We start from the raw sequence: 20,984 nt of genomic DNA, 5'->3' as shown, positions 1-20,984 counted from the left end.
CAGTAGTAGTCCCCCGAATTGTTGACATTTATTTTAGTTTATTCCATAAAGTTATTCCACGCCTAAGAAGTATTCCAACCGAATTAGAAGAATTAATCCAATCGAATTAGCATGAATATACCCGATCAAATTACAAAAGAGCTTGGCTTACGCAGAGATCAGGTAAATACCGTTCTGGCACTTCTGGCAGAGGGAGCTACAATTCCCTTTATTGCCCGGTACAGAAAAGAGCGGACAGGCGGACTCGATGAGGATCAGCTCAGAACCATTGAAGACAGGCTTTCATACCTCAATATGCTTGAGGAGAGAAAAGCTGTTATTCTGAACAGTATTGAGGAACAGGGGAAGCTGACGGATGAACTTCGAATTAAGATTGAGGGCTCGCTTAAACTTCAGGAACTTGAAGATTTATATCTTCCCTACAAACCAAAGAGAAAAACCCGCGGAACTGTAGCCAAGGCAAAGGGTCTTGAGCCGCTGGCACTTCACCTTCTCTCGAACCCCGATGAAATTCAATCACTTGAAGAGCTCGCAACCCCGTTTATCAACGAGGAGCTGGGTGTTCTTACTGTAGAAGAGGCTATAAAAGGCGCAAGCGATATAATAGCCGAGATGATCAGCGAGGATGCGGAAGTAAGAAAAGTTGTCCGTGAACATGTTTCCAACGAGGCACTTGTTAAATCTGAAAAATCTTCAGATGCACCCGAGCAGGATGAGAAAAACCTTAAACTCCGTGCAAAAGGTGAGCAGGATGTTTACAGAACCTACTACGATTTTCAGATAGACATTACAAAATTAAAACCTTATCAGGTTATGGCTTTGGACAGAGGCGAAAGGGAGAAATTCCTTAAAGTCCACTTCACCGTGGAACCTGCTGCAGCCAACTTAAAGATTAAAGAGAGTTTCTTCAAATTCAAAACCTCAAATTTTGAAGAGTTTTTTGATAAAACAGTTGAAGATTCATTCAAGAGACTGATTTTCCCTTCGATCGACCGGGAAGTCCGCAACGAACTGGTTTACCAGGCAGGCTTGCACGCAATCGAAGTATTTGCCGAAAACCTCCACAACATTCTCCTTCAACCACCACTTGCCGGCAAGATAATAATGGGACTTGATCCCGGTTTTGCCTCAGGCACCAAAGTGGCGATAATTGATGAAACAGGGAAGTATATCGACGGGGCTACAATCTACCCGCATCCACCGCAGAACAGAACCGCAGAAGCTGAAAAGATAATCACCGCTTTGATCAAAAAATTCGAAGTTGATGTAATCGCCATCGGCAACGGTACTGCAAGTCTCGAAACTGAAATATTTGTTTCGGAACTGATCAACAAAAACTCGCTCGATTGCAAATATATCGTTGTGAACGAGGCGGGTGCATCGGTTTATTCCGCGTCAGAGGTGGCAAAAAGAGAATTTCCGGATCTCGAAGCATCACAGAGAGGCAACATTTCGATAGCAAGAAGATTGCTTGACCCGCTTGCCGAACTCGTGAAAATAGATCCCAAATCGATAGGTGTTGGTCTGTATCAGCACGATGTCGATCAAAAACTCCTCGCAAAGAAGCTTGACGATGTTGTCGTCAGTTGCGTTAACTATGTGGGAGTCGATCTCAATACCGCATCCACTTCACTTCTTACTTATGTATCGGGACTCAATAAAAGACTCGCCGAGGGGATAGTGAAACACAGAGAAAGCAAAGGCAAATTCAAAAGAAGAAGCGAACTGCTCGGTGTGCGTGGTGTTGGAGACAAAGTTTATGAACAATGTGCCGGGTTTCTAAAGATTCCCGATGGTGAAGAACCGCTTGACAATACATCGATCCACCCTGAATCTTACGATGCAGCTAAAAAACTGCTTCAGATGGTGAATATAAAGCCTGAAGAGATTAAGGAGACGGGTGGAGTAATAGATTTTTATTTAAACAAGATTGGCTTGAAGAAAATTTCGCAGGAAATAAATGTCGGTGAAATTACTCTTCAGGATATAATCGAAAACATCAAAAAACCGGGGCGTGATCCGAGAGAAGAATTACCCCCACCAATACTAAGGAGCAACATTATGAAAATGGAAGAACTCAGACCAGGAATGAAAGTCAAAGGAACCGTAAGAAATGTAGTTGATTTCGGTGCTTTTGTTGACATCGGCGTAAAGCAGGATGGTCTTCTTCATATTTCGAAAATGAAAAAAGGATTTGTTAAAAATCCAAGTGAAGTTGTCAATGCAGGTGATGTACTTGATGTAACAATCACTGAAGTTGATCTTGACAGGAAAAGAATTTCACTTAGTTTAGTCGACTAATTAAAATTCCCCAAAAGAAATTTTAACACGAAGAAAAGAAGCGAAGAAGATTCAAGCCTGATGGTATGAGCCTCATACCGGTGCCCCGGCACAAATCGTTGGCTTAACCGGTCTTTTCCTGCTTCTTTCCTTCTTAACTTCGTGTTTAAGATGGAGTTTACTTTTTACCCATTAAATGGGTATTGATAAACTTCATGGTTAATTCTTCTGCTTCCGCAGCCATGGCACTGTTGTGCTCGGGATTGCTCGGATTGGCAAATGCATGAACTGCATCAAACCATTTAATTTCATATTTGCGTTTGAATGTTCTGTAAACCTTGTCGAATCCGTTGATCACATCCCTGTTGATCCATGTATCTTTCTCCGCAAAGATACCAAGAAGCGGTGCGGTCAGATTTTTTAATTTCTTTGCGTCCATCTCCGGCATACCGTAATACATTACGCAGGCTTTAGCCTGTTTCCCAAAAATTATGGCTGCCTGCATCGACATTGCGCCACCGAAACACCATCCCAGGGTTGCCACTTCAGCGGCACCACCCACATGTTTCTTTGCGGCTTCTATTATTTTCATCGACCTTTCAGTTTTTACTTCTTTTATCAGCATTGCAGCCGTATCGGGGCTGGCTGTAACCTGTCCGTCATACAAATCGAGAGCGAGTACATTCAAATTCGGGAAGGCATCGGCATATTTTTCCGCTTCATTTTTAATATAGTCATTCAATCCCCACCATTCGTGAAAAACGATCAGCCATTTATTCGATTTTGAATTTGCTCTCACGAAATAAGCCTGTGCTTTTGATCTGTCTGCAAGAGTAAGTTCGATCATTGCACCGCGACCGTTAACAGGAGCTACCGGTTTTGGAGCGAGGTGGGCAGCTACGAAATTTGGATCGTCTGCATTGCTTGCAAACATTGCCACAGCATCGCCTGTTTTAGTTGAAGTGGTGGCTTTATCCTGTTTCCCTGACGGGCTGCAACAGCTTTCCTGAGCATAGGCACCCGTGGTCAGGATGGCGAATGTCAGAATGACAAAAAGTTTTCTCATGTTGATATGTTCCTTGGAAGTGATTTAAAATCTTTTACCCTGCATAGAGATAAACTTTGCAATTGTTAAAAAAGTTCGAGAAGGGTATATTGACTGGTCATTTTATTAAAAACCCGGAGGATTCGGCGGCGTAACTTTTTTACCATTTTGCAATTTCACAAAGAATGCCGTGAGCTGTCTGAAGTATATATTATTGGTTTTAGTCCTCGTTACAGTGCCGATTTTCACACAAGTCACATTGTCCGGGAAAGTTGTAACCCCCACCGGTGAGCCGTTGCCCGGCTGTGCCGTGTTCATTCAAAAGACACCCCTTGGTGTAATCACATCAACAGACGGTAAATTCAGTTTCGATCTTCTTCCCGGCACCTATACTCTTCGAGCAAGACACATCGCATATACCGACACATCCATACAGGTGGAAATTTCTTCGAAAAGGAATGATTCCATACTTGTTGTTCTTTCGCATACCTCATATCAGGAGGAGGAATTTGTAGTAGTTGGTGAAAGAAAGGGGATGGAGAAGGAGACCCTGGAAGCCGAGACAATAGCAAACATTCCCACTTTGAACGGGGAAGTGCTGCAGACTGTAAGGATTCTTCCGGGTGTGAAGATGAACAACGAAATGACCTCAGGTTACAATGTCAGAGGGGGAAGTTTTGATGAGAATCTCATCTACCTGAACGGTTTTGAAATTTACAGACCCTTTCTTTTGAGGCAGGGAATCGAGGAAAACCAGTCGCTTGTAAATCAGGATCTGGTGAAAGACCTCTCCTTTTTCGGGGGTGCATTCCCGGCGGTTTTTGGCGATAAAATGGCTTCTGCGCTTCAGATTAATTACGGAAGGGGTGCGGGACCCTCTTTCAGCGGCATACTCAGGGCTGGACTCCTCTCAGCCGGACTTGCACTTCACCATGTTTCGGAGGGGCTCTCGGCATCTCTTGCGGGGCGGTGGAGCTATCCCAAAATTTTCTCGAGCAAACAGCACACCTCGGGAGACTACAGACCCGACTTCAAAGACCTTCAACTGATGGTGAACTGGGTTCCCGACAGGAACATCTCAACCCGTTTTTTCCTCCTTAAAGCAATCAACAATTACGATCTCACTCCCTCCAACTGGACGGGGCACTTCCGGCTGGATGGAGTGATTCAGGGAATTGCTGCAGACTATTCGGGTGCCACGAACTATGGCTACAACACTTCACTTGCGGGGGTAAATTCGAGAATAAGACTTGGTAATGATCTCGTTTTTGGTGCCTCGCTATCCTGGTTCAATATCAAGGAAACGGAAACCAGAAATCTGACTTCGGATATCTACCTTATTCCCGATGCGTACGACCCCGACACTAGAGAATACCTCAAATCAGCCATCGAAAAGGGGGAAAACACACTCGATCTGGCTGTTGTCAGTTTCTCACCCGAGCTGATATGGACAAAGGGAGTTCATAAAGTTAAGGCGGGTGCCGAACTCAAATTTGCCAATCTCGACAACTCGGTCTATGAAGAGAGAAAAGAACAGGGGGGCATATCCATTCCTGCAGCACCTGAGATTATCAGATACACGATCGGACAGACTCTGAACAGCTACTCGGTTTATCTGAATGATGAGATGTCTCTGAATGAAAGACTCGATATCAATGCGGGCTTAAGGTTTACCTCCACAGGGTATAACGGCGAAACTTTCTGGTCGCCAAGAGTCAGTATCGAGTACAAATTTACCGAAAAATTCAGTGTGAGTTTAAGGGCGGGGGTTTACAATCAGCCACCCTTCTTTTATGAGCTTCGAGACCTTTCTCCGGAAGAAACACAGGCACTTAAGTCGCAAAAATCGATCCATTACATTGCCGCACTTCACTATGTCTTCAAAAAGGGACTTGAGATGAGGGCGGAATTCTTTTATAAGTCACTTGACGACCTCATTCCTGTGGATTTTGACGGAATGAGAATGTCTTACGGGAAATCAAATTCGCTTGAAGGATATGCCCGGGGCTTCGATATTATGCTCAGGGGTGAAATTCAGCAGGGGCTGAACAGTTGGTTCGTTTATGGATACCTCGACAGCGGGGAGAGGCTGAAAGGAAGCGGTGGCGGGTACGAACGGAGGCTTCTCGATCAGACGCACAATCTGCAGATATTTCTTCAGGACAAAATCAAAAAACACCCGAACTGGCAGTCACACCTTCGTTTTTCAGTGGCTACCGGCACACTCTACCACCCAAGAAGGGTTGAAGTTGGAACGGACGGAAAGAATTATCTGGTTGTCGACTACAACAAAAGATGGGAGCTCCCCTTCTACATGAGGGCGGATATGGGGCTTTCCGCAAAATTTCAGCTTGGAGAAGAAAAATTTCTTACCGTGGTTGCAGAAGTGCTAAATGTGTTTAATAACTACAACATAGCGGGTTATTCATGGTATCAGGTGATACCCGGGATTCGTTCTCCGTTACGGGTGCCACAGATTTTCACAGAAAGATTCTTTAACTTAGCACTCGAGTTTTCTTTTTAAATTGAAATCAGATTGCTGACAGAATCAAAAATCATCGAACTTACTTCCCTTTTCCCTGAAGATGCTCACGGGCTTGCCGAGGTGGCTAACAATCCCAAAGTTGCCCTCTACCTTCGTGATTCCTTCCCGCAACCTTATACAGTCGAGCACGCGATAGAATTCATCAAACTTATGAATGCGGGGAATATTCAGTCAGTATTCGCAGTAAGATATTACGGTGAGATAGCCGGAATTGCAGGTGCACACCTTCTAACAGATGTACAAAAGAAGACCGCTGAGATCGGGTTCTGGTTTGGTGAGAAATTCTGGAACAGAGGGATTGCAACTGAAGTTTGCCGGCAGATAACAACATTCGCTTTCACATATTTCGATATTATAAAGATTCAGGCGGAAGTGGCGTCACCCAACACAGCTTCAGCCCGTGTCCTCGAGAAAAACGGATTCAAACTGGAGGGCACCCTCCGTAAATCCTTCCACAAAAACGACCAGGACTGGGATCTCCTCGTCTATGGTCTGCTGAAAGAGGAACTTGAGGAGAGGCAGACATATCTTTAAACTCAGAATTGCTGTTTGTTCACAGTTTAATGTTCGAATGTCATATTTATAGTATTTATCTCATTCGCTGAAAAGCTTACCCCCAACAAAATAATCTCCTTACCTTTTGCGAGATACTTCTCATAGTACTTCTTCTGAAGTATCTGCTCCAAACCCTCCAATGCAGGATGATTGTATTTAAATTCAACGATGTAGATTTTATTCCTGAATTCAATCACTCCGTCGATTCTGCCGATATTAGTGTTTACTTCGGCATCCGTTTCGATTCCCGACAAATATGATATCATGATAAAGAGTGAATGAAAGAATCTCTCCTCCTTAATAAGTAAATTTGAAGGAATTTGTGCAAACAGAGTTTTTAGAATTGATTCGAACTGCTCGATTTTTCCATTTTCCAATGACTGCCTTAACTTCAGAGCAAGCGTTAGAGCCTCATAAGGTTGAGTACTTGCTATATCTCCGATTAAATGACTGTAGAAAGAAGTTTCGACTTCAAAATTCGGGAAATTCAGGAGATACTCTTCAATTTGATACAAATCTCTTTTTTCACTGACTGTCAGGTAACCCGTCTGGAACAAAAGATTGATCGGGTCGATTTTATCAAGAGTACCGGAATCAAAAGTGAGAATATTTGCTTCTGCATTCTTTAAAATAGTTACATCGTATTTCTTCTCTCTCATCAACTTAACAAGATACGATGGAGTACCACTGCTAAACCAGTAATTATCAAATCTTTGGGTAGAGAAAAGACTCAATATGGAAAATGGGTTGTATAGACGGGTCATTGCATCCCAACTGTAGCCATTATACCACCTTTTTATTTCCTGCAGCAGCTCATCCCCGGAGATGCCTTTTTTTTCTGCCAGATTATTGATGAAATCCGAAAAATAAAATTGCAACTCCTCATGAGTATAACCCAGAAGTGATGCGTAGTTTTCATTCATTGATATATCGGTAATCTGATTCATGCCGGAAAAAAGTGAAACTTTGGAAAATTTACTAACACCTGTTAGCAAAGCAAACCTGATATGCGCATCATTTCCCTTCATACGAACAAAAACAGACTTTAGAAACTCCCTTATCCGACCTGCAATTTCAGGATTATCAAGGTGATCCGTAATGGGCTTGTCATATTCATCGATGAGAATGACCGTTTTTTCTCCATACTTCTCAGATAATTCTTTTATTAATCTTCCAAAATAATGAGAAACGATTTGTGATTTAATCTCTATGCCGTAAAAACCGGCTATTTCATTTAATCTGTCAAAAAAAGTTTCACGGAAGGTTTCCTCACTCCCCGTTTCCATATTTGAGAAATCCAGGTGGATGATGGGATGGGATTTCCATTCGGGATAATCGTAAATCTTCAGACCTGCAAACAATTCCCTTTTTCCGGTAAAAAATTCTTCGATAGTGGAAAGCAGAAGTGATTTACCAAATCTTCGCGGACGAGACAGAAAAACATACTTCATGGAATCCACAAGTTCCACTATATATCCGGTTTTATCGACATACACCAAATCATCTTCGATAATCTGAGAAAATGTTTGGATTCCTAAGGGCAGTTTTTTCATATCTGTTTTATAAAATCTGATTCTTAATAAAGAAATTTCTTTTCAGCAAAAAAATTGTGCTCTCCTAAACCTCCGCCTGCAGTTTTTCAGCACGGTCGGCAATTTTTAGCTGCTCAATCAAATTAAACAAATCACCGTTAATAACATCGCTCAGATTATAAAGAGTTAAGCCGATTCTGTGGTCGGTTACGCGGTTTTGCGGGAAATTGTAGGTGCGGATTTTGTCGCTTCTGTCGCCGCTTTTAACCATAAGTTTTCTTTGAGCGGCAATTTCGGAATTTTGTTCGCTGCTTTTAAGGTCATAAAGTCTTGCCATCAAAACCTTGAGGGCTTTCTCACGGTTTTTCAACTGCGATCTTTCATCCTGGCACTGAACAACAATACCTGTCGGGATGTGGGTCATCCGGATTGCGGTCTCCACTTTGTTCACATTCTGACCACCGGCGCCACCACTTCGGAACACATCAATCTTTACATCGTTCATGTTGATATCGACTGCAACATCCTCCACCTCAGGGAGTACTGCCACTGAAGCCGCAGATGTATGAACCCTTCCCTGAGCTTCGGTTTGAGGGACTCTCTGTACACGATGCACTCCGCTCTCCCACTTCAGTTCGCCATACACACCCGTTCCCGAAATAGATACAACAGCTTCTTTTACACCACCGAGACCACCTGCTTCGCTGAAATCGATGTACTCGGTTTTCCAGCCTTTTAGCTCGGCATAACGCATATACATTCTGAGGAGGTCACCTGCGAAAAGTCCGGCTTCGTCACCGCCTGTACCGGCACGAATTTCGAGAATGATACTTTTATCGTCGTTGGGGTCTTTTGGCAGGAGAAGAACTTTTATTTCTTCCTCCAAAAGTTCTTTCTGTTCCTTCAAGCCCTCGAGTTCCATTTGGGCAATCTCGATGAGTTCCTTGTCAGTCGAATTTTCAAGGATGTCTTTCGATTCGGCAAGGTCGGAAATTACGCGGGAATATTTATCGAAAGCTTCCATCATTGGAATAAGGTCGCTTCTCTCCTTGCTGAGAGAGATCAGTTTATCGGTATCAGAGAGGACAGCTTCGTCCGCAAGTTGTTCATTAATGCGGTCGAATTTATCCTTTATTTTTGCAAGCTTTTCAAAAAAGTTCATGGATTCCTTGTAAAATAGAACTGCAAATATAACGATTTTCGAGGAGAGTGCATTTAGAAGTGGTGAAGTGGAGCCGGGAACGACCCGTTGCGTGGAATTTTAATGAATCAGAAATAAAAATTTTCAGAAGTTGTGAGAACTGTAATAATTTTTTTATACAACTTAGTTAATTTGAACTTTTATTGTAGAAAATTTCTTACACCTTCGTCAGTTTCTTAAACATGAACAGTATGATCTAAATTGATAACCACCGAAACACTGAGTCAACTTTTTGACCACTCCCTAAGCGCAGTTTGTGTTACGCAGGAACAGAAATTTGTATATGCCAACGAGGCATTTTACAGTCTCACCGGAATTACAGATAAATCGGAAATAGTCGGAAAACCGTTGGAGGCTTTCTCTGCCAATCCCGCTGAAACCCTTCCAATTGTTAAAAACAAGATGAGAGAAAGCGGGGATCTTATACCTTCCTCATACGAAATAACAGGTAAGAGGATGGACGGTTCTTTGTTTCCGGCAACTGTCTCGGCATCCACAATCTCTTTTGAGGACAGAACAGCTACCCTTGTTATAGTGAAAGATATCACAGCAGAAAAGGCTGCTCAGGCGGTTTTGGATGACCTGTCGCATACTCTGATTGCATTGTATGAAAATACCGCAGAGTCTGTCATTCTAATTGACCGCGACTTCAGGATGAAATATTTTAATAAATCGGTAAAAACGATTATCGAAAGCATCTACCGGAGGAGTCCTCAAAAAGGAGAATCGATCCTCGACTATTCTACAATCGATTCCATCGAAGAGTTTAAAAGAAATGTGAACGATGCCTTTAATGGAATCCCGCTAAGCAAGGAAGTGGAAATAAAATATATTAATGGAACAAGCATGTGGTGGAGGGTTGCTTACAGACCGATTATATTGGATTCCGGTGAAATAAGATATGTTGCATTCACAGCAGCCAACATTACGGAAGTGGTTGAGGCAAGAGAAAATCTCAGACTTCAGAACGACAGGCTTAATTCACTCCATGAATTGATGAATATTCAGGATCTTACTGAAAGAGAAATTGTTCAATTTGCCATGGAGGAAGTGGTAAGGCTGACTAAAAGTGAGGTGGGTTATATTCACTTTGCTGAAACACAAACTGAAGGAGAAATTGCATTAAATCTTTTCACCTGGTCCGGTAGTGTTGAGGGGAAGTGTTTGATTCCCGATGTGACCAAATACCCGATGAAAGATGCAGGTGTCTGGGCGGATTGCATCAGAACAGGCAAACCGGCAATTCACAACCATTATCAAACCATGGAGGGTAAACATGGTTATCCCGAGGGACATTTCCCGGTTGAAAGGCACCTTAGTGTTCCTGTCTTTGAGGATGGAGCCCCAAAACTTATTGTAGGTGTAGGTAATAAAAGAACTGAATACACTATTGAGGATACAAGAGACCTTCAGATTTATTCCACTGAATTGTGGAAAGTTATTACAAAGAAAAGACTCATCGATGAATTGAAAAAAGCACGGGAACTTGCTGAGAAAGCTGCACAGTTAAAATCAGATTTCCTCTTACAAATGTCCCATGAAATAAGATCTCCGATGAATGTAATTCTTGGTTCCATGGATATAATCCGTGACGAGATTGAGGAAATCGGCGGCTTGAATTTGGATACAACATTCACAGCCATTGAAAATTCGGGGCAACGAATCGTGAGAACCCTGAATCTGATTCTCAACATGGCTGAGTTGCAGACAGGGAATTTTATGCCACACATAACACAAGTCGACCTGAAACAGGTTCTTAAAAAACTTGCCGGTGAGTATCTTATGAAATGCAAGTTTAAAGGACTGGATTTTGCAATCAGTCTCGGTGAAGGTGACCACCATGTCATTGGTGATGAATACAGCCTGACACAGATATTCGGCAATCTGATGGACAATGCGATTAAATACACAAACAAAGGAACCGTCAAGGTTTCTTCTTCGCTTGCCCCGGATGGCAGGCTGGTTGTTGAAGTGGCGGATTCGGGAATTGGCATCTCCAATGAATTTCGTGAAACAGTGTTTTCACCTTTCAGGCAGGAAGATCAGGGTTACGGAAGAAATTTCGAAGGGAACGGACTTGGCCTCGCACTCGTAAAGAAATACTGTGATATCAATTCGGCGGAAGTAACCTTCGAGAGTGAGAAGAATCAAGGGACAAAATTTATTGTCAAATTAGCTGCAGCATCTTCCGTTTAATTCATTCGAATTGTGAAAATCGCATTCATTTCGGTTTTTTTCATCTTATCTTTGGCTTCATCAGCCTTATTCGGTAGTGATGATCCAACTGTCCGAGATACTTTCAATATTTTTGGTGTTTCGACCACAGCTCTCCGGCTCCAGGAATGGCAAATAGCTGAAGATAAAGACCCCTCCACTCCGGTCACCCGCCTTCCTGCTCTGGTTTGGCAATCTGTAAAAGAATTAAAAGAGACAGAGAGATACTCGACAGGTAACTGGCTCTTGAAAACCAACCTTTACATACCAGATACGCTCCGCGAACAGGATGTCATTGGGATATTTTCTTTCAATATTATAACGGCATACGAGATTTACTGGGACGGTGACCTTTTGGCACAAAATGGGACAAGGGGAAAGAGCAGGCAGGAGGAAACAGCAGGCAGGGCAAATTTTAATGTCATCGTGCCAAACAGGTTTGTCACACCGGGAAGTCATACTGTTCTTCTTCGCATATCGAATTATGATACCGTCTCGCCGTGGAGATTTTTGTACGGGGATGTGGTGGTCGGCAAGTATAAGGCGGTACTGGATTCACTTTTTACTTCCGGCAGAACAGCATCTTTCATGACCGGAATACTTCTGATAGCATTTCTCTTTAATCTGTTCCTTTTCATCACCCGGCATCGCAGAACAGAGCACCTCCTTTTTAGTTTGTTCTGTCTGACCGTAATTTTTGATTATCTCGTATCTCAGGCAGCGTTTTTATTTGATCTGTCTGTTTCGTTTATCCATTTTGAGTACTGGTTTTATCAGGTAAATACTCTCCTGTTCACAACCCTCTTTCCCGCATTTTTGATTTATTCATTTTCACTTCCCAAACGGACAATCATAGCCACAGTTTCTGCGATTCTGCTGGTATATGTTTTTATTGCGGAGATGAGGAATATGTTCACTGTGCTTTCATTTACGGTACTTGCAATTGCGAGCATCATATCGGGCAGGGCACTAATACTGAAGAGGGAGGGAAGCGTCGTAATCGCCGCAGGTATTTTACTCTCGTGGGGAGCCTATTTCCTTGGCTTTGCTTTTGCCGGACTGGCATCAGTCATGGTGATTTGCAGCAGTTTTTCAATTGCACGGCAATTTGCAATAAAAGAAAAGGAAGAGAAGGAAGCCAAACTAAAATCAACACTTCTCGAACTCGAACTCCTCAAAAAGAACATCAACCCTCATTTTGTGTTGAATACGCTTACATCAATAATTGTCTGGCTAAGACGGGATTCCGCTTCTGCAGTTAAATTGATTGAAGCACTTGCCGAGGAGTTCAGGATTATCAATCAGGTCTCAGCATTAAAACAAATTCCGGTGACGCAGGAGATCGATTTATGCAAAGCACATCTGAAAATAATGGGCTACCGGAGGGGCGCAGAATATAAATTCGAGACTGTTAATATCGACGGGACTGAAACCGTGCCACCAATGATTTTCCATACACTTGTCGAAAACGGCTTGACACATGGTTTCGAGAAAAAAATCAACGGCACTTTTATTCTGCAAAAAACAAAACAGACTGACTCGACCGAATTCATCCTTTCAAATGATGGCGAATTTAATACGGAGGATACAAAGGGTTCCACCGGATTCGGGATGCGCTATGTAAAAAGCCGGCTTGAGGAAAGTTATCCCGGCAAGTGGAGTATTTCATCTGAACAAACAGATGGAGGCTGGGAAACAAAAATTGTAATCAGAGGCTATTGATGAAAATTCTTATAGTTGAGGATGAACGACCCACCGCTGAGGACATACAACTGCTTGTCAACAGTATGTTAAAAAAGGAAATCACATCCATCCACATAGAAACCAGCCTCGACAGTGCACTGTTTTATCTGAAAGAGAAGCCGGTTGACCTTTTGCTTCTTGATTTAAACCTAAACTCAAGAGATGGATTTCAATTGCTTCAACAGGTTGTAAGCAAGTCATTTCATACCATAGTGATATCTGCAAATGTGAACAGGGCAATTGAAGCTTTCGAGTATGGCGTACTCGATTTCATTCCAAAACCTTACAATGAAGAAAGACTGCGAATGGCATTTGACAGATTAAAATCGTCTCATGCCGCAGATGGTCATGCCGTAAAATTCCTCTCGGTAAAAACCGCCACCGGGATCAGAGTCATTCCTGTTGAGGAAATCAGCTACTTCAAATCTGCAAACATTTACACAGAGATTCATTTGAATGATGGACATAGTGTAATTCACGACAAGTCAATTAAGCAACTTGTACCTCTCTTACCCGCCACCTGGTTTCGAATTCACAAATCATTTCTGGTCGATTTAAGCAAAATAAGTGCACTGCAAACATCCGGTGGAGGTAAAAACAATGTGCTCCTGCAAACCGGGGAAAATCTGCCCGTCAGTCGAAAAGTTGTTAAACAATTGAAAATCTCGCTTGGATTTGGAGTTTAATTCCCGGGTACCAAAGTCTGAACCTGACTGGTTGAATAACTGCTTATCATAACTTTCGTATTGATGCATTTCAGGCGGTCTGGTGCGCTTCACTAAACCCTGATGCACTTCACAAGAATAGAGAGCCGTACTCATATGTGGCAGGTTATTTTTCGTTGTGCTGATTTACAGAATTGGCAAACTGAAAAACAACAATCGACGGAGGACAGTATATGCGGACACTTAAAAAAATCGTGGTCCTGGCATTTTCATTTTTACCTGTTTATACCATTTATTCACAGTCGATTCCCAATGACAGCCTGTACCTTGGGAACACTCAACCCGGAAATATTGCAAAGGTTTTCAATTTGCAGGTTACTGCCGGATACAGAGCCTGTGAAAGAATAGCAATCAGCAGGGACGGCAAGGAAATCTATTACGGTGAAATAAACACATATCCACCAACGGCTCTTAGATTGAAGTGTTATAAATATGAGAACAACAGATGGAATGGACCTTCTGTGGTCTTTGAAGGATTTATGGCTCCCCGGTTTGCTGATAATGACAGTACACTTTTTTTACAGGACAATCATATTTATACATATGTCTCTCACCGGGAAAATTCAGGATGGAGTACTCCGGTCAGAATGATCTCATCAAATCTACGCACTCACTATTTGCAGAAGACCGGTCTGAATAATTTCTATGCCTCTTCGTATAACGAGAATTCCGGTGGTGTGGGCGACATCTGCAAGGTCGAAAACATTTCCGGTAACCCGGTTCTGGTGGATTTGGGTATTCCGTTGAACAGCAGTTTGCAGGAGAATGACTTCTGGATTGCCAATGATGAGTCGTATCTGATTTTCTCCAGAGCCCAGACAGGGAGTGCAAGCGATATGTATATCAGCTTCAAAAAGGAAAACGGCAAATGGACCAATCCCAAATCCCTGGGGGCAACTGTCAACAAACCCGGAGCATACTGGGAATACGGGCAATTCATCTCAAATGACGGGAAGTATCTCTTTTTCACTTCAGGGGGTACAAGCTGGGGTTCGTACTACACTTACTGGGTAAGGATCGACAATCTGATTGACAGTCTGAGGAATACAAACTTCGCACCATACCTGAACAACCCGATTCCTGCTCAATCCGGAGTCCCGGGAGAGAGTTACTCCTTCACAATTCCGGATTCAATATTTGTGGACGATGACGGAAACGGCAGTCTTACCTTTTCAGCCACTCTCTCTAATGGCAGTCCACTCCCTTCCTGGCTGTCTTTCAATCCTCTCACACGGACTTTTTCAGGCACGCCGCCCGATGCAGTCAACCTGTCGATTAAAGTAACTGCTACAGACAATTCAAATGCATCGGTTTCCACTCTTTTCGGTCTAAATGTCGTTTTGACGGGTCTTGAGGAAAAGGAGAAAACAGCCCCCGGGACATTTGATGTTTATCAAAACTATCCAAATCCGTTTAATCCTTCAACAACAATAAAGTTTTCGATCCCTGTTGCCGGCAGATACAAACTCAGTCTACTAAGTACCCTCGGAGAAAATGTAAAAGTTATTTCAGACAGATATTATGACCCCGGTTTTCACGAGGAAGTGCTCAATTCCAAAGGACTTTCAAGCGGAGTTTATATATATGTGCTCAACGGAGATGATGTGAAAATTGCCCGCAAATTAACGATTCTGCAGTGATGAGGTAAAAAATGAAAGTTCTGGTTTTAGGTGCATCCGGAGCGACAGGCAGACTTGTCTTAAAGCGACTGCTGGACAAAAGAATTGAAACAAAAATAATGGTAAGAGACCCTTCAAAAATTCCTGACAATTATCGCAACAGCAGTTTTCTCGAATGTATAACAGGCAATATAACCGGGCTTGAAACTGACGGGTACATTTCCCTCTTCACCGGCTGTGATGCCGTCATTTCCTGTCTGGGGCACAATATCACTCTGAAAGGGGTGTTCGGAGAACCTAAAATGCTTGTGACAGACACCCTGAAAAAGATCAGTGAAGCCATAATGACTAATGGACAGGAGAAGACAAAGCTGATTCTGATGAACACCACCGCAAACAGAAACAGTGGTATTGGTGAAAAATATGGCATGCCTGACAGGGTTGTGCTTTCCCTGCTTTACAGGTTCCTCCCTCCCCAAAGAGACAATGTGGAAGCTGCGTCATTTCTGGTTAATGAAATCGGGTCAGAGAATCCCAAATTTGAGTGGACAGTGGTCAGACCCGACACTTTGGTGGATGATGAGAATGAGAGCGGGTTCGAAATCCACAGGTCACCAGTTCAGAGCCCTGTTTTCAGAGCCGGGAAGACCAGCCGGATAAATGTGAGTTCGTTTATGGTCAGTCTGCTTTTCGACGAAAAACTGTGGGAGAGATGGAAGTTTCAGATGCCCGTCATTTATAATAAAAATTAAAAAAGGATGACAAACCAGTAATCCGGGTTTCAGGAAGCTGCTTTATTTCCGGGACAACCATCGTGTCATCCTTTAAAGTAGGGGCAATGCCGGCATCCACTGTTGCAGCAGGTGCCCCTCTTTAAATGATAAAAAGCAGTGAACACCGAGTAACCTGTTGCAGGATCACGATAAACAGGTTCTCCCTTTCTGCACGCCTCTTCATGTATCTCCAGTATCCTTTGATAATCGTATCTTTCGGGATCGAGTCTTGAAGGGTGAGGTACGGGAATTTCAGAGCCGTTATTTATGCTCAATCAAACCTCTTCATAAAAGCTCTGATAAGCTCATTTGACGCTGCCGGATTTTCAAAAGGAGTACCGTGTCCGGCATTTTTAACGATGTGAAATTCACCATTTTTCACATTTTTCATCATCCCTTCCATCTCTGCGGGAGGAGTAAGTGTGTCTGATTCACCACACACTGCCAGTACAGGCAAGTCTGTGGATTCAAGGAATGAAGTTGTGTTGGTTCTTCCCATCATCGCAAGAAGGGCACCAATGGCTCCTTCAGGTTTTACTGCAGCCCCCCTGTCGATAAATCCTTTGTATTCGTCCGGCTCGTTTTCCTTAAAGGATTTCGAAAAGATCGATTCCATAAGGGCTGTCGCATAGACTCTGATGCCGCCCTGCTTTAGAATCCGGATTCCGGCGGCTCTTTTTAGCTTTGCTTCATCGCTGTCGGCAGTGGCACGGGTATCAAAGAGAATCAGTCCTGCTACATTTCCGGGATCTCTTTCGGCTGCTCTGAGAGCGATGTACCCTCCCATAGAGAGACCTGCGAGTACGGGTTTTTTGATCCCGAGTTCCTTTATCAGATCGAGGAGGTCATCAACATAGTTTTCGAGGGTTATCATTCCGTCACAGTCGGTGGAACGACCGAAGCCCCTGAGGTCAAGGTTAATGATTGTATAACCATTTTGGAACTCCGCGACCTGCCTGTCCCAAAGAGAGGAATCGAAAATGAATCCATGAATGAAAACGACAGTCTGCCTGCCGTTGCCTGTTTTGGTATATGCGATTCCCGAAGCTGATAACCGGTACATAAAATTTCTCACTTTTTTTTGAAATGTCGCTTCAAAATTAACGATAGTTACTTATTTTAGATAACATTAAAATAGATATTGTTTGTTCACTCAGGCTGAATATTTTTGTTCAGACGACAATTCCGGAATAAATTACTGATGAAAGACAGGATAAATTTTTCGAAAGTATTATCGGGAGCCACATTCGGCATCGATGCTTTTATTGTTGAAATTGAGACACATCTTGAAAAGGCGATGCTGGCATTCACTATTGTTGGCTTGCCCGACAATGCCGTGAAGGAGAGCAGAGAGAGGGTAACCGCTGCGATCAAAAACAGCGGAATTAAATTCCCCGGCAAAAAAATAACCATAAACATGGCTCCCGCCGATATCAAAAAAGAAGGGAGTTCATTCGATCTGCCCATAGGCATCGGTATTCTCGCCGCTGATGGACTGGTACCTGAACAACAGCTTCAAAACACCATTTTCCTCGGAGAATTGTCGCTTGACGGCACCCTTAGAGCAGTCAAGGGGGCATTACCTCTTGCGGTTTGTGCCCGCCAAAAGGGAATTACACGAATCATCCTGCCGGAAGACTCTGCTAAGGAAGCCTCAATTGTGGAGGGGGTGGAGGTTTACGGCTTCAGGAATTTTATCGACATCTTCAGGTTTCTGACAGGTTCTCTTTCGCAGACACCCGTTGTGACCGACACTTCCGAACTTTTTGGATTTCTCAACAAATACAATCTTGATTTTGCGGATGTAAAAGGACAGGAAAATGTAAAGCGGGCACTCGAAGTAGCAGCTGCAGGAGGACACAATATCCTGATGATCGGACCTCCCGGAAGCGGGAAAACGATGCTTGCCAAGCGGCTTCCCTCAATTCTTCCCCCTCTGTCATTCGATGAAGCGCTTGAGACCACCAAAATTTACTCCATCGCCGGGATACTCCCAAAAGGAACCGCTCTGATTACCGAAAGACCCTTCCGTAATCCGCATCATACTGTGTCAGATGCTGCGATGGTCGGAGGCGGATCTGTGCCCAGACCGGGCGAAGTCTCTTTTTCTCACTTTGGCGTTTTGTTTCTCGATGAATTTCCCGAGTTTCGTAAAAATGTAATCGAAGTGCTGCGACAACCGCTTGAAGACTCCGTCGTTACCGTTAGCAGATCAAAGATGACCCTTTCGTTTCCTGCGAACTTTATGCTTGCTGCAGCCATGAACCCCTGTCCATGTGGATATTATACCGACCCTTCCCGTGACTGCCATTGCAACGGAAACCAGATTCAAAAGTACATGAGCAAAATTTCGGGACCCCTTCTCGACAGAATCGACATCCACATTGAGGTACCTGCTGTAAAATACAAAGACCTGACTTCAGTACACAAGGGAGAAAGTTCCGATGCGATAAGGGACAGGGTTATTGGGGCAAGAGCCATTCAGCAGGAGAGATTCAAGGATTACAAACACATTTTCAATAATGCCGATATGGGAAGCCGGGAAGTGAGGCATTTCTGCCACCTTGACGAAGCAGGAGCCGGTCTGCTGAAAACCGCAATGACGCGTCTTGGGCTATCGGCGCGGGCTTATGACAGAATCCTGAAAGTGAGTCGTACCATCGCAGACCTCGAAGCGGAACCACATATTACCGCATCGCATGTTTCGGAAGCGATTCAATACAGAACATTGGACAGAGAATTGTGGAACGAATAGAGCTATGAAGTAGTAGCTATGATCTATGAGCTGAAAGCTCATAGCTAATACCTCATAGCTAATACCTCATAGCTAATACCTCATAGCTAATACCTCATAGTTAATACCTCATAGTTAATAGCTAATCTCCCTGATTTCGACTTCAAATTTTTCGGGTTGGTTTTTCCCTGAATCAATTCTGGTTTTTGTCAGGATCAGGATTCCGTTCATGTTGTAGAGGAGTTCGGATGTGGAGGTTTGTCCCGGAGATGATTCTGTAGTCTTCACGGGTCTTCCGGAGTTGTTGAGCGTATATTTTGTGATTGAGGTTCCCGCTTTTGTAAAAACCTTTTTCTCAATCAGGTTGCCGGCAGCGTCATATCTGAATTCTGTACTTTCCTGTCGATTCCACTTCTTTGTTTTTCTTCCCGAATTATCAAACTCAATGTATGCCGTATCAGTTACAGAACTGTCTGCCAGATTGAGAGTCAGGATTTTCACCTTCCTTTTATCTTCACTGTAATCATAAAGGTAAGTAGCTGTTGGAAGACCATCCGCAGAGGGATGAGTGAATACCAGCACTTCTGACGGCGATTTGCCTGACTGATTGATAAACTGAAGGGTCCGGGTTGGGACAAATCCTTTGGTGCCTTTTTTGTGTGTGGTGATTCTTCTGAAATTCCCTTTTGCATAGTAGAAAAAAGAATCCACTCTCTCGCCTGTGGAATCGATGGTAACAGCAGATACCAGCCTGCCATCCGGTGAACAGGTGAAAATCTTCCTGTCCACCGGTTTGCCGTCGGGAATAAAATTTTTCCCTGTTGAATATCGGGTAATCTTTTCTGTAACTATTTTATTTGAAGCATAATAATCCCACTCCTTCTGTGAGTATTTCATATCATAAGGAATGAAATCCTGACCCGTGAGAGAGGGAATAAAAAATGCTGCGAAAACTAAAGCCCGGAGGATTTTTTTCAATAGAAAGTGTAGGTGTATGTATTCCACTCGTATATCTTGCTTTTGTCTGTCTTTGAGGTAAATGTCGAATATGCATTTACAGTAAGGCCTATGGCATCGTTCTGAGCTGACCAGTAGAACGAATCAGTACTGCCATCGACACCAATGGATAAAAGATTTCCATCCATGTCATAGTCATATGAGGTTACATATCTGGAACCATTTATATCCATGATTTCCTGAAACAGGTTGCCTTTATTGTCATAGAAATAATTGGTCACCTGGTTATCAGAAGATTTGGTAAGTACATCACCGCGAACATTCATTTCGTAAAGTGTGTTGGGGACCCCTGACTGTTTATCAGTCACCGAATCGAGAATGGTGAGGAGTGTTCCGTTTGCATCATATGTAAAGATGTATTTATTGGGAACTGTTGAATTAGCATTGTTGTCTGAACCGCTCGAAACATATTTGGTGATATATTCAATTCTGCCGTTAGTAATTGTAGCCCACCAGGTTGTTGTTGTAACAAACGGATTCCCTGAAGAGCCATATTCGGTCTGGATGGAGACGATACTTTCGAGTGTGCCTCCATCTGTGTAAGCGAAAGAGGTCTCAACTCTGATGTCTTGCGAAATGTTGTAGTAATCAGCCAAAACGAGCATACCATTCCGGTCGTAGTCGTAACTGTAAACATATTTGGCTTTGTCAGAGAGGGGTTTGAAATAAGCATCTGTTTCATAAGTCGTAATATCGACTCTTTTAACTTTGTTATCGCGCATTTTATCAATAACATAAGTCTGAAATTGGTCGGAATTAGGAATAAAATCCTGAGAAAAAACGGAAACCGTTGCGATTAAAAATAATACGATGAGCCTCATTGGACACTCCTTTGGTTAAAAATTATTAAAAGACGGGGAAATTAAAAAGGCTGCTTCCCCGAAAAATTATATGGGGATTGAAAAAAATTAAAGTAATACCCAAATATGATTAAAATAAATCAAATTTTAGCAAAAGAAATTTGGAAATGCTGCGAAATATTATTTATTATACAAAGGATT

Annotated in this window: 16 protein-coding genes; 9 read left to right on the top strand and 7 right to left on the bottom strand. The window is 43.0% G+C overall.

Features of this window, described 5'->3' with window-relative positions:
* Window positions 1-111 precede the first annotated feature (111 nt).
* Entirely contained in the window at window positions 112-2,301 is a 2,190-nt protein-coding gene (locus LCH52_01335) for an RNA-binding transcriptional accessory protein (GenBank protein MCA0387116.1), read from the top strand.
* Window positions 2,302-2,458: 157 nt separating this feature from the next.
* On the opposite strand, the gene LCH52_01330 is transcribed toward LCH52_01335, so the two are convergent.
* The gene (locus LCH52_01330; protein MCA0387115.1) at window positions 2,459-3,346 is read right to left on the bottom strand and encodes a dienelactone hydrolase family protein; all 888 of its coding nucleotides are present in this window, start codon (window positions 3,344-3,346) and stop codon (window positions 2,459-2,461) included.
* Window positions 3,347-3,539: 193 nt separating this feature from the next.
* Here LCH52_01330 and LCH52_01325 point away from each other — a divergent pair, with 193 nt between their 5' ends.
* Both LCH52_01325 and LCH52_01320 read left to right on the top strand, forming a co-directional pair.
* A complete protein-coding gene (locus tag LCH52_01325; protein MCA0387114.1) occupies window positions 3,540-5,849 on the top strand; it encodes a TonB-dependent receptor in 2,310 nt (769 codons plus the stop codon).
* A 12-nt stretch (window positions 5,850-5,861) separates the two neighbouring features.
* Window positions 5,862-6,404, top strand: a complete 543-nt coding sequence (locus LCH52_01320; GenBank protein MCA0387113.1) for a GNAT family N-acetyltransferase — start codon at window positions 5,862-5,864, stop codon at window positions 6,402-6,404.
* Between the two features lie 26 nt (window positions 6,405-6,430).
* On the opposite strand, the gene LCH52_01315 is transcribed toward LCH52_01320, so the two are convergent.
* Together LCH52_01315 and prfA are read right to left on the bottom strand one after the other, a co-directional pair.
* On the bottom strand, window positions 6,431-7,978 hold the full coding sequence (locus LCH52_01315) for an ATP-binding protein (protein ID MCA0387112.1): 1,548 nt from the start codon (window positions 7,976-7,978) through the stop codon (window positions 6,431-6,433).
* A 64-nt stretch (window positions 7,979-8,042) separates the two neighbouring features.
* Window positions 8,043-9,119 carry a peptide chain release factor 1 gene (gene prfA / locus LCH52_01310; protein ID MCA0387111.1) on the bottom strand — a complete coding sequence of 359 codons (1,077 nt, stop codon included), beginning with the start codon at window positions 9,117-9,119 and terminating at the stop codon, window positions 8,043-8,045.
* Window positions 9,120-9,359: 240 nt separating this feature from the next.
* On the opposite strand from prfA, the gene LCH52_01305 reads away from it, so the two are divergent.
* The 5 genes from LCH52_01305 to LCH52_01285 all read left to right on the top strand — a co-directional run bounded on the left by LCH52_01305 (window position 9,360) and on the right by LCH52_01285 (window position 16,211).
* Window positions 9,360-11,354, top strand: coding sequence for a GAF domain-containing protein (locus LCH52_01305; protein MCA0387110.1), 1,995 nt, complete (start codon window positions 9,360-9,362; stop codon window positions 11,352-11,354).
* Between the two features lie 12 nt (window positions 11,355-11,366).
* Window positions 11,367-13,094: a histidine kinase gene (locus tag LCH52_01300; GenBank protein MCA0387109.1), complete on the top strand. Its 1,728-nt coding sequence runs from the start codon at window positions 11,367-11,369 to the stop codon at window positions 13,092-13,094.
* Window positions 13,094-13,801: a LytTR family DNA-binding domain-containing protein gene (locus LCH52_01295; GenBank protein ID MCA0387108.1), complete on the top strand. Its 708-nt coding sequence runs from the start codon at window positions 13,094-13,096 to the stop codon at window positions 13,799-13,801. Before LCH52_01300 ends, LCH52_01295 begins: the two co-directional genes overlap by 1 nt.
* A gap of 212 nt (window positions 13,802-14,013) precedes the next feature.
* Window positions 14,014-15,480, top strand: a complete 1,467-nt coding sequence (locus LCH52_01290; protein ID MCA0387107.1) for a putative Ig domain-containing protein — start codon at window positions 14,014-14,016, stop codon at window positions 15,478-15,480.
* Window positions 15,481-15,491: 11 nt separating this feature from the next.
* Window positions 15,492-16,211, top strand: a complete 720-nt coding sequence (locus tag LCH52_01285; protein MCA0387106.1) for an SDR family oxidoreductase — start codon at window positions 15,492-15,494, stop codon at window positions 16,209-16,211.
* 65 nt (window positions 16,212-16,276) lie between these two features.
* Here LCH52_01285 and LCH52_01280 read toward each other — a convergent pair whose 3' ends face one another.
* Together LCH52_01280 and LCH52_01275 are read right to left on the bottom strand one after the other, a co-directional pair.
* Entirely contained in the window at window positions 16,277-16,507 is a 231-nt protein-coding gene (locus LCH52_01280; protein MCA0387105.1) for a DUF5522 domain-containing protein, read from the bottom strand.
* A complete protein-coding gene (locus tag LCH52_01275) occupies window positions 16,504-17,295 on the bottom strand; it encodes an alpha/beta hydrolase (GenBank protein MCA0387104.1) in 792 nt (263 codons plus the stop codon). The genes LCH52_01280 and LCH52_01275 overlap by 4 nt, the downstream gene beginning before the upstream one ends.
* Before the next feature lie 138 nt (window positions 17,296-17,433).
* On the opposite strand from LCH52_01275, the gene LCH52_01270 reads away from it, so the two are divergent.
* Window positions 17,434-18,987 (top strand): YifB family Mg chelatase-like AAA ATPase, encoded by a 1,554-nt coding sequence (locus LCH52_01270; GenBank protein MCA0387103.1) that lies wholly within the window; start codon window positions 17,434-17,436, stop codon window positions 18,985-18,987.
* A gap of 114 nt (window positions 18,988-19,101) precedes the next feature.
* On the opposite strand, the gene LCH52_01265 is transcribed toward LCH52_01270, so the two are convergent.
* Both LCH52_01265 and LCH52_01260 read right to left on the bottom strand, forming a co-directional pair.
* Complete coding sequence (locus LCH52_01265) at window positions 19,102-19,944, bottom strand: hypothetical protein (protein MCA0387102.1); 843 nt, start codon at window positions 19,942-19,944, stop codon at window positions 19,102-19,104.
* Entirely contained in the window at window positions 19,941-20,804 is an 864-nt protein-coding gene (locus LCH52_01260) for a hypothetical protein (protein ID MCA0387101.1), read from the bottom strand. The genes LCH52_01265 and LCH52_01260 overlap by 4 nt, the downstream gene beginning before the upstream one ends.
* Window positions 20,805-20,984: the final 180 nt, after the last annotated feature.

It is taken from the genome of Bacteroidota bacterium, assembly GCA_020161395.1.
Taxonomy (GTDB): domain Bacteria; phylum Bacteroidota; class Ignavibacteria; order Ignavibacteriales; family Ignavibacteriaceae; genus UTCHB3.
Note: the sequence above shows the minus strand (reverse complement) of the source record. Positions and strands in the feature narration are given on the sequence as shown.

Bases quoted from the DNA above. Each gene is read 5' to 3' on its own strand.
- prfA (MCA0387111.1), bottom strand. From the start codon at position 9,119: ATGAACTTTTTTGAAAAGCTTGCAAAAATAAAGGATAAATTCGACCGC.
- LCH52_01260 (MCA0387101.1), bottom strand. From the start codon at position 20,804: ATGAGGCTCATCGTATTATTTTTAATCGCAACGGTTTCCGTTTTTTCT.
- LCH52_01295 (MCA0387108.1), top strand. From the start codon at position 13,094: ATGAAAATTCTTATAGTTGAGGATGAACGACCCACCGCTGAGGACATA.
- LCH52_01330 (MCA0387115.1), bottom strand. From the start codon at position 3,346: ATGAGAAAACTTTTTGTCATTCTGACATTCGCCATCCTGACCACGGGT.
- LCH52_01270 (MCA0387103.1), top strand. From the start codon at position 17,434: ATGAAAGACAGGATAAATTTTTCGAAAGTATTATCGGGAGCCACATTC.
- LCH52_01285 (MCA0387106.1), top strand. From the start codon at position 15,492: ATGAAAGTTCTGGTTTTAGGTGCATCCGGAGCGACAGGCAGACTTGTC.
- LCH52_01275 (MCA0387104.1), bottom strand. From the start codon at position 17,295: ATGTACCGGTTATCAGCTTCGGGAATCGCATATACCAAAACAGGCAAC.
- LCH52_01335 (MCA0387116.1), top strand. From the start codon at position 112: ATGAATATACCCGATCAAATTACAAAAGAGCTTGGCTTACGCAGAGAT.
- LCH52_01290 (MCA0387107.1), top strand. From the start codon at position 14,014: ATGCGGACACTTAAAAAAATCGTGGTCCTGGCATTTTCATTTTTACCT.
- LCH52_01315 (MCA0387112.1), bottom strand. From the start codon at position 7,978: ATGAAAAAACTGCCCTTAGGAATCCAAACATTTTCTCAGATTATCGAA.